This is a genomic window from Stenotrophomonas sp. P5_B8, from assembly GCF_054049855.1.
The window spans coordinates 1-1938 of sequence record NZ_JBFULO010000573.1 but is presented as its reverse complement, the minus strand read 5'-3'; the positions used below and the strand labels follow the sequence as shown (position 1 = coordinate 1938).

At 63.3% G+C, this 1938-nt stretch carries 1 protein-coding gene; it reads left to right on the top strand.

What is annotated here, in order from left to right; all coding sequences use genetic code 11:
- Nucleotides 1-40 precede the first annotated feature (40 nt).
- Nucleotides 41-1938, top strand: a 1898-nt coding sequence (locus ACXJKH_RS19460) for a pilus assembly protein (protein WP_457321838.1), incomplete at its 3' end; no start/stop codon positions are given.

Below are 1938 nucleotides of genomic sequence, written 5' to 3'. Positions count from 1 at the left end.
CGAAGGGACTGACTGGTTCGGTCGATTGACAGCGAGCAAGGTGTCTACCAATGCCGCGCGCGAGATCGTCTACACCTCGATGTGGGAGGCCGCCGCGCAGCTCACTGCAACCGGTCGCCAGGTGTTCTTCACCAAGGACGGCACCACCCGCGCCTTCACTGCGGGTACGGTGACGCTGGACGATCTGTGCACGAAGTCAGCCGCGCTGTATCCGGGCATGTCCCGCTGCAACGCGGCTGCGGTGACGGCCCTTGGGGCGAACATCACCAGTGCGGTGGCCTACCTCAAGGGCGACCAGACCGGTGAAGTGAAAAACGGCGGCAAGCTACGCGATCGCACTACCCGCCTGGGAGACATCGTCAACTCCAGTCCGGTGGTCAGTGCGCCGGGCGACGACTACGGGTACCGTCGTCTGGGCGGGACGCTGGCCACCAGCTACCAGACGTATGTCGCCCAAAAGAAGACCCGTGCCAATTACATGGTGTACGTCGGGGCCAATGACGGCATGCTGCATGCCTTCAACGGCGGCATGGATGCGGCCGGCAATACCATTTCCGGCGGCGGTACCGAGGCGTTCGCCTATATCCCGTCGACCGCGCTGGGCCACATGGGCAATCTGCTGTTCCCTTACGACGCACGAAACCTCAACGACCAGAAATTCGACCACCGCTACTACGTGGACGGCAAGATCGCCTTGGCCGACAGCAATTATGGTGGTAATTGGCATACCACGCTGGTCGGTGCCTCCGGTGCAGGTGGACGCAGTGTGTTCGCCTTGGACGTGACCCCCGGCGCGACGTTCGGAACGGGGAGCAAGCTCTGGGAAATCAGCGACCTGGACGCGGCGCTTTCTGCCGATGTGCGGAACAATATCGGACACGTTCTGGCCAAGCCCGTAATCGTGCCGATGCTCGACAGCAGCGGCACGCCAGTCTGGCGCGCTGTGTTCGGGAATGGTTACAACAGCGCCAACGGCAAGGCGGTGCTGTTCATGGTGGACATCAAGACCGGTACCCCAACGGTGACGATGATCGAAGCGGTGGAGTCCGGCGCCGGCGTACCTACCGGCAGCAATGGCTTGGGGTCGGTGGTGGTTGTAGACCGATATCGCGGTACCGCCACCCGGACCCGCGGTACCGATGGCTATTACGATACCGCCTACGCGGCCGACCAGAAGGGAGCAGTGTGGAAGTTCGATCTGCGTGCAGGGACCAATCTGACCGTCCCGCTGTTCACCTCGCGTAGTTACACCGAAAACGGGCGGACACTGCGTCAGCCCATCATCGGTGGGCTCGAATCGATGGCGGGCGAGTCCGGCGGCAACATGCTGTTCTTCGGCACCGGCAGCTTCTCCTTTGTCGATGACCCGTCCGATACCTCGGTCCAGAGCCTCTATGGCCTGAATGACACCGTGGATGGTCAGATCACCACTACGCTGACCCGTGCCAATCTCACAGGCAGCGTGATCGCCTCTGCGGCGCAGGGCCGCGGCTTGACCCGGAGCACCGCGCCCACTGGTAGTCGTGGCTGGTATGTCGACCTGCCCGGTGGCGAACGCTTTGTTGGTCAGCCCAGTATTTCCGAGGGCGATGTCTACATGCGGACCTACGTGCCGTCGCCGACCGCTTCCGGTTGCGCCTCTGCCGGGACCAACTGGACATTCGTGCTGCAGGCGCTTACCGGCAACGGTGCGTTGGGGGGCTCCAGGCTTGGCTCCACCACAGGTACGGTATTGGCAGACGGAACCGCTGCAGTAGAGACGCCGTCGACCGGCAGTGCGGCGATCACCGATGTGGGGATTGGTTCGCTACCCTCCCAAGGCCTTGCGGCCGCGCCGCCCGGCGGGCCGACGGGCAACCCACCGACACCCAACAATCAATGCTGGGCCTGGTTCACCAATGGCACTGCGCCGATGGTATTCCGTCCTTATCCTTGCGG